The sequence below is a fragment of the Dokdonella sp. genome (genome assembly GCF_036518555.1).
GTDB lineage: Bacteria > Pseudomonadota > Gammaproteobacteria > Xanthomonadales > Rhodanobacteraceae > Dokdonella_A.
The window spans coordinates 1-7,157 of the sequence record NZ_DATDMY010000319.1 but is presented as its reverse complement, the minus strand read 5'-3'; the positions used below and the strand labels follow the sequence as shown (position 1 = coordinate 7,157).

The 7,157-nt window shown below is 71.5% G+C and carries 9 protein-coding genes; 7 read left to right on the top strand and 2 right to left on the bottom strand.

Annotated elements, in window-relative coordinates; genetic code table 11:
- Positions 1-604 precede the first annotated feature (604 nt).
- From VI238_RS17085 to VI238_RS17070, 4 genes are read left to right on the top strand one after another with little or no spacing between them, the layout of a single operon-like run.
- The gene (locus tag VI238_RS17085; protein WP_331653541.1) at positions 605-1,105 is read left to right on the top strand and encodes a Rab family GTPase; all 501 of its coding nucleotides are present in this window, start codon (positions 605-607) and stop codon (positions 1,103-1,105) included.
- Positions 1,102-2,640 carry a hybrid sensor histidine kinase/response regulator gene (locus VI238_RS17080; protein ID WP_331653539.1) on the top strand — a complete coding sequence of 513 codons (1,539 nt, stop codon included), beginning with the start codon at positions 1,102-1,104 and terminating at the stop codon, positions 2,638-2,640. Before VI238_RS17085 ends, VI238_RS17080 begins: the two co-directional genes overlap by 4 nt.
- Positions 2,637-2,978, top strand: a complete 342-nt coding sequence (locus VI238_RS17075; protein WP_331653537.1) for a YbjQ family protein — start codon at positions 2,637-2,639, stop codon at positions 2,976-2,978. The genes VI238_RS17080 and VI238_RS17075 overlap by 4 nt, the downstream gene beginning before the upstream one ends.
- A 37-nt stretch (positions 2,979-3,015) precedes the next feature.
- Complete coding sequence (locus tag VI238_RS17070) at positions 3,016-3,564, top strand: GNAT family N-acetyltransferase (RefSeq protein ID WP_331653535.1); 549 nt, start codon at positions 3,016-3,018, stop codon at positions 3,562-3,564.
- Here VI238_RS17070 and VI238_RS17065 read toward each other — a convergent pair.
- Complete coding sequence (locus tag VI238_RS17065; RefSeq protein ID WP_331653533.1) at positions 3,507-3,851, bottom strand: hypothetical protein; 345 nt, start codon at positions 3,849-3,851, stop codon at positions 3,507-3,509. The two genes, VI238_RS17070 and VI238_RS17065, sit on opposite strands and share 58 nt — an antisense overlap.
- 4 nt (positions 3,852-3,855) lie before the next feature.
- Positions 3,856-4,449: a pyridoxamine 5'-phosphate oxidase gene (gene pdxH / locus VI238_RS17060; RefSeq protein ID WP_331653543.1), complete on the bottom strand. Its 594-nt coding sequence runs from the start codon at positions 4,447-4,449 to the stop codon at positions 3,856-3,858.
- 22 nt (positions 4,450-4,471) lie between these two features.
- On the opposite strand from pdxH, the gene VI238_RS17055 reads away from it, so the two are divergent.
- The 3 genes from VI238_RS17055 to VI238_RS17045 all read left to right on the top strand — a co-directional run.
- Positions 4,472-5,311 (top strand): kinase, encoded by an 840-nt coding sequence (locus VI238_RS17055; protein ID WP_331653531.1) that lies wholly within the window; start codon positions 4,472-4,474, stop codon positions 5,309-5,311.
- Between the two features lie 47 nt (positions 5,312-5,358).
- Complete coding sequence (locus VI238_RS17050) at positions 5,359-6,345, top strand: NAD(P)-dependent oxidoreductase (RefSeq protein ID WP_331653529.1); 987 nt, start codon at positions 5,359-5,361, stop codon at positions 6,343-6,345.
- A 45-nt stretch (positions 6,346-6,390) separates the two neighbouring features.
- Positions 6,391-7,157 (top strand): cobalamin-binding protein (locus VI238_RS17045; protein ID WP_331653527.1); only part of this gene is annotated, 767 nt, incomplete at its 3' end.

Sequence of the window (7,157 nt, the reverse complement as noted above, 5' to 3'; positions counted from 1 at the left end):
CGACACGCACGTGAGCCGGCTGCGCAAGAAGCTCGAACTCGGCGGCGAGCACGGCTGGCGTCTCGCCGCGATCTACCAGCACGGCTATCGGCTCGAGCAGATCTGAGCCCGCCGCGCCGGCGTCGGCCGGGTCCATGGCATCGAGGGAGATCGCGATGACCACAGCAACGATACGGGAAGGCTCCCGCAAGGCCGATGCGCGCGAGCGGGCGGCACCCGCGTCGACCGCATCGGCGGCGCGCAGCCAACCGAGGGGCAAGGCCACGGCCGACCCGAACAAGCCAGCGGCAGACGGCGCCCGCCGCCCACGCCGCGGCCGGTCCCCGCACGGAGTCCGAGCGCATCGCCGCCGGGTGGGCGACACGGCACGCGCTGTTCGTGCAGAGGGCAGGGCCCGCGCGCGGCGCCGAGGCGGTCCCTGGCTGCCGGGCGACGTCGCTGCGGCGGATCACCGAACTCGCCGCTGCGGCGAAGGTCGAAGTCGGCGTGGTCGCGTACGGCCGCGGCGACAGCGGGGGCAGCGAGGGCGGTGCGTGCACGCGCGTACCCGCGGCTCCGGCGGTCGCGACGCCGGGCTGCACGCGACGGTGGCCGAGGCATGGCGATGAGCGCCCACGCGTACAAGGTGTGCATGCTCGGCGATTTCGGCGTCGGCAAGTCGAGCCTCGTCGCACGTTACGTGCGCGGCACGTTCTCCGACAGGTACCTCACCACCGTCGGCGTCACTGTCGACAGCAAGGAGATCGCATTGCCGGGACGCGATACGCTCACGCTCGTGCTGTGGGACATCGCCGGCGGCAGCATGCTCGACGCGCCGAGCACGAGCTACCTGCGCGGCGCGAGCGCATTGGTGCTCGTCGCCGACGGCACGCGCGAAACGAGCCTGAGCTCGGCGCTGACGCTGCTGATGCAGTCGCGCGACACGCTGCCGGACGCGATCGCCGTGCTGGCGGTCAACAAGCTCGATCTCGGCGAACGCTGGGAAGTCGCGGCGACGACGCTGGCGGAACTGCGCCGCAGCCTGCCCGTGTTCGAGACGAGCGCGTTGTCGGGAGGGGGCGTCGACGACGCATTCGCCGAAGTCGCGCGAAGGCTCGCTTCGTGATCGCCGACGCCAACTGGCCCCCGGCCGTGCAGGCCTACCTGCGGGTGGTGCTCATCGACCGCGCGCATCTGCTCCTGCTCAGCTTCGCGCCGGGCTGGCGCCTGCTCGCCATGCAGGGCGATCCCGCGTTCTACGGCCTCTCGCTCGACACGCCGGGCGGGCTGCGCCCGCTGCGCGACCTGTTCATCGGCCTGCCGCTCGATCGCGACCAGGACATCCCGTTCGTCGAACTCGACAACGGGCGCAGCGCGCACGTCCATCTCGTCGCCGATCGGGACGGATACCACTTGCTCCTGCTCGACGCCGAGGAAGCGCGTTCGCGCGAACGCGCGCAGCAGCAACTCGTGCACGAAGCGATCATCGCAGGGCATGCCCAGTCGAAGGCGATCGGCCGGCTCAAGGACATCCGCGACGAACTCGGCCGACAGCGCAGCAGCCTCGAGGAGGCGAACGCGCTGAAGAATGCGCTGATCGCGACGCTCAGCCACGAATTCCGCACGCCGCTCACGTCGATCTTCGGCTACCTCCACCTGATCGAGCGGCGCGCGATCGCCGACCCGGCCGCGGCGCAGGCGCTGCAGGCGATACGGCGCAGCGCGACCTACCTGTTCGCGCTCGCCGAGAACCTGCTCGAGTACGGTCGCGACGAAGCGGGCGGGGCGCTGCTCAACCCGGTCGAGGTCGACCTGCGCGAGCTGCTCGCCGACATCGAGGAAATGTTCGCGCCGCTCGCCGAAGCCAAGGGCATCCGCTTCGCCGCGACGTTCACCGCCGAGGACGCGACCGCGCCGCGTTTCGACGACGTGAAGCTGCGCCAGATCGTCGTCAACCTGTTGTCGAACGCGGTGCGCTACACCGCGCAGGGCGAGATCTCGCTTGCGTTCGCATGGCGCGAGCGTTGCCTCACCATCGAGGTGCGCGACAGCGGGATCGGCATCGCGCCGGAGTTCGTCGAGCAGGTGTTCAAGCCGTTCAATCGCGGCGCGCAGGCCGGCCGCAACGGCGCCGGGCTCGGCCTCAGCATCGTGCGCAGGCTGGTCGAGCAGATGCACGGCTCGCTCACGCTCGAATCCGCACCGGGCGAGGGCACGCGTTTCCGCATCGAGCTGCCATCGGTCGGCGTCATCCCGGGCGGCTCCGGCGTGCCGACGCTGCGCGGGCGCCGGGCGCTCGTCGTCGACGACGACGCCGACGTCGCGCAGTTGCTCGAGGTGCTGCTGCAGGACCTCGGCTTCGACGTGAGCGTGGTCGGCGACGCCCCCAGCGCGATCGCGCGCGCTACGGACGACCCGCCGGACCTCCTGCTCGTCGACGTCGAGCTGCCCGGGGTTTCCGGCAATGCCGCGGTGTACCGCCTGCGCGCGCAGGGCTACCGTGGCCCGATCGTGTCGCTGTCGGCGAACGCGACCGCGGACGCGCGCGACGCATCGTTGCGCGCGGGCGCGAACCACTATCTCACCAAGCCCCTCAACCTCGAACGCTTCGTCGCAGTGGTGCGTCGCGCGATCGGGGAGTCGAACCAGGAGACGACATGAAGAAGATCGATCGCAGCATGGTCACCACCGCGAACGACCTGCATGGGCACCGCGTCGCGGTCAGCCTCGGCGTCGTGCGCGGCATCACCGTGCGTTCGCGCAGCGTGATCGGCAATATCGGCGCCGCCTTGCAGACGCTCATCGGCGGCAACATCAGCCTGTTCGCCGAGCTGTGCGAACGCGCCCGCAGCGATGCGTTCGAACTCATGCTCGATCATGCCGCGCAGCTCGGCGCGAACGCGGTGATCGGCATGCGTTACGATGCCAACGAGATCGCGCAGGGCGTGACCGAGGTACTCGCGTACGGCACGGCCGTGATGGTCGAGCCGGCGCGCTGACGGGCTGCCCACGCCGCTGCTCGCGTATGATCGTGGCATGACCGCCTTGCTGCGCGATGCGGTCGCGTCCGACCACGACGCGATCGTCGCCCTCAACGCCGACGAGGTCGAACACACGAGCGCGATGGATGGCGCGCGCCTGCGCGAACTCGCCGCGCTCGCGCGCCATCGGCGCGTCGCGCTCGTCGACGGCGAAGTCGCGGCGTTCCTGCTCGCGATGCCGGATCACGTCGACTATCGCAACGACAACTACGCATGGTTCTCGGCGCGTTACGAGCGATTCGCCTACGTCGACCGCGTCGTCGTCGGCGCTCGCTGGCAGGGCGCGGGCATCGGCTCGCTGCTGTACCGCGACCTGTTCGCGTGGGTGCGTGCGCACGGGATCCCGGCCGTCGCCTGCGAGTTCAACCTCGTGCCGCCGAACGAGCCGTCGCGCGCGTTCCACGCGCGCCATGGCTTCGTCGAAGTCGGTCGCCAGTGGCTCGGCGCGAAGCAGGTGTCGATGCAGCTCGCCGCGCTCGATGGACGCTACGGTACCGGCATCGACGCTTCGTCGACGACGATCGCCGGCACGCTCCACGGATGATGCGGCCGGATGCCCGAGTCGACGAGGCGCGCGAGGCGCGCGGCGTCGCGCGGAATGCAGAACTCGATGCGCACGCTCGGCGCGCGCACGAGTTCGCCGATGTCGCCGAGCGTCGGGTTCGCCCCCGCGAGCGGACGGAACTGTTCGATCGCCGGCGCCGAGATCCAGGCCGAATGCGCATAGTCGCCGATGCGCAGGTCGTCGACCGCACAGACGCCGTCCACGACGCGCTGCACGGAGTCCGGCGGTACGTGCACGGTCACGCGGTAGACCGGCAGCAGGCGCATCGCATCACGGATACAGCATGCGCCGCGTCCAGCGGCCGTCGGCGCCTTGCTCGTAGCACTGCCGCTCGTGCAGGCGGAAGTCGGCGCCGTACCACAGCTCGACGCGGTCGGGCACGACGAGGTAGCCACCCCAGTTCGGCGGCCGAGGCACCGGCGCCCCCTCGAAGCGCCGCTCGACTTCGCCGATGCGCGCCTCGAATTCCTCCCGATCGGCGAGCGTGCGCGACTGCGACGACGCCCACGCGCCGACCTGGCTGCCGCGCGGTCGCGTCGCGAAGTACGCGTCCGACTCGTCCGCGGCAAGGCGCTCGACGCGGCCCTCGACGCGCACCTGCACGCCGTTGCGAAGCGTCTTCCAGTGGAAGCAGAGCGCGGCGCGCGGGTGCACGCGCAGCTGCTCGCCCTTGTCGCTCTCGTAGTTGCTGTGGAAGCGGAACCCGCGCTCGTCATGGCCCTTGAGCAGCACGATCCGCGCGGAAACGCGATCGCCGATCGCGGTCGCGAGGGTCATCGCGGTCGGCTCCGGATCGCCGGCCGCCTGGGCCTGCCGCAGCAGGTCGCCGAACGCGACGATCGCCTCCTGATACAGTGGGTCGATCCTGGTGCCTGCGGGTACGTTCATGCGCGCGGATGCTAGCACGCGCGGTCATGCCGCGGACGTCGTCGAGCGCGTTCTCGACGCCTCGCTCGCGCGAGGTTCGCGCGCGCGGCGCCCGCTGCTGGTCGGCATCGCCGGCGTGCAGGGCAGCGGCAAGAGCACGCTCGCGCGTGACCTCGCCGTCGCGGCGCGTCGTCGCGGCGTACGCTGCGAAGTGCTTTCGCTCGACGACTTCTACCACGGACGACGCGAGCGCCTGCGCCTCGCCCGTGTGCGCCATCCATTGTTCGAGACGCGCGGCGTGCCGGGCACGCACGATCTCGCGCTGCTGCGGCGGACGCTCGCGGCGCTGGCCAACGCGAGCGCGCGCCGCCCCGTGCGCGTGCCGCGCTTCGACAAGGGGCGGGACACGCGCGTCGTGCCGTCGCGTTGGCGGCGGGTGACGCAGCGGCCCGCGCTGATCCTGCTGGAGGGATGGTGCGTCGGGGTGCCCGCGCAGGCGGCGAGGGATCTGCGCCGGTCGGCCAACGCGCTCGAGCGCGACGAGGACCGCGAGCGCCGCTGGCGCGGCGCGGTCAACCGCGAACTTGCTCGCGACTACGCGCGCCTCTGGCGCGGGCTCGATCACCTCGTGCTGCTGCAGGCACCGTCGTTCGCGGTCGTCGGCCGCTGGCGCGACCAGCAGGAGCGCGCGCTGCGCGCACGCGGCGCGCCGCGTGCGCTCGACCGCGCGGCGTTGCGGCGATTCCTCATGCATTTCGAACGCCTGAGCCGCCACGCGCTGCGCGCGCTGCCGCACGCCGCGGACATCCGCATCGTGCTCGACCGGAACCGGCGCGTGCGTGCGATCGCCGGTGCGTGACGCGAGGCGGATCGCGCGCGTAGGCGGGCGTCGCCTACAATCGTGGCATGGCCATCCTCGTCACCGGCAGCGCCGGTCACCTCGGTGAGGCGCTGGTGCGCACGCTGCGCGCGCAGGGTCGCGCCGTCATCGGCATCGATCGCGTCGCATCGCCGTACACCGATCGCATCGGCTCGATCGTCGATCCCGCGTTCGTCGCGCAGGCGATGGCCGGCATCCGCGCCGTGCTGCACGCGGCCACCTTGCACAAGCCCCACGTCGTGACGCATTCGCGCCAGGCGTTCGTGGACACCAACGTCGGCGGCACGCTCAACCTGCTCGAAGCCGCGGCCGCGAACGGCGTCGGTGCATTCGTGTTCACGAGCACGACGAGCGCCTACGGCGATGCGCTCGTGCCCGCGCAGGGCGCGCCCGCGGCCTGGATCGACGAGGATGTGGTGCCGCGCGCGAAGAACATCTACGGCGCGACCAAGCTCGCGGCCGAAGACCTGTGCCGCCTGTTCGCGCGCAATCACGCCTTGCCGTGCATCGTACTGCGCACCGCGCGGTTCTTTCCCGAGGCGGACGACGACGAGCGCCGGCGCAATGCGTTCGCGGACGCGAACCTCAAGGCGAACGAGTTCCTCTATCGGCGTGCGGACGTGCAGGACCTCGTCGACGCGCACCTGCTCGCGCTCGACCACGCCGCGCGGATCGGGTTCGGCCGCTATGTGCTCAGTGCGACGACACCGTTCCTGCCGGAGGATCTCGCCGAACTGCGCGTCGACGCCGCGGCGGTCGTGCGCCGCCGCGTACCGGGGTGGGAGGACGCCTACTCGCGCCTCGGCTGGCGCATGCACGCGCGCATCGAGCGCGTTTACGTCAACGCGCGTGCGCGTGCCGATCTCGGCTGGCGTCCGCGCCACGATTTCGCGTACGTGCTCGCGCGAATCGTCGCGGGCGAGGACCCGCGCAGCCCGCTCGCGCAAGCGATCGGCAGCAAGGGCTACCACGCGGGCGCGTACGCGGGCGGGCTCTATCCAGTCGCGGACTGAGCGCTTCGTGCCGTCCACGCGGCGCTGCGTGCGACAATCGGGCACATGTCGAACCCCGTCGGTCCCCGCCGCATCGTCTGCCTCACCGAAGAGCCGACCGAAGTGCTGTATGCGCTCGGCGAGCAGGATCGCATCGTCGGCATCTCGGGCTTCACGGTGCGGCCGCCGCGTGCGCGGCGCGAGAAGCCGAAGGTGTCCGCTTTCACGAGCGCGAAGATCGGCGAGATCCTCGCGCTCGAACCGGATTTCGTCGTCGGCTTCTCCGACATCCAGGCCGACATCGCGCGCGAGCTCGTCGCGGCCGGCATCGAAGTCTGGATCAGCAATCACCGCAGCGTCGCCGGCATCCTCGACTACATCCGCCGCCTCGGTGCGCTGGTCGGCGCGCAGCAGCGCGCCGATGCCTACGCGCGGGAGGCCGAGGCGCATCTCGCGGCGGTGGAACGTTCCGCCGCGGCGTTGCCGAGGCGGCCGCGCGTCTACTTCGAGGAGTGGGACGAACCCCCGATCACGGGCATCCGCTGGGTCGCGGAGCTGGTCCGCGTCGCCGGCGGCGAGGACGTGTTCCCCGAGCGCGCCGTGAGGCCGCTCGCCCGCGACCGCATCCTCGCCGACCCGGGCGACGTGGTGCGGCGCGCGCCCGACATCGTGTTCGGCTCGTGGTGTGGCAAGAAATTCCGCCCCGAACGCGTCGCCGCCCGGCCGGGCTGGTCGGCCATGCCCGCAGTGCGCGACGGCGAGCTGCACGAGATCAAGTCCCCGATCATCCTGCAGCCCGGCCCCGCGGCGCTGTTCGACGGCCTCGACGCCCT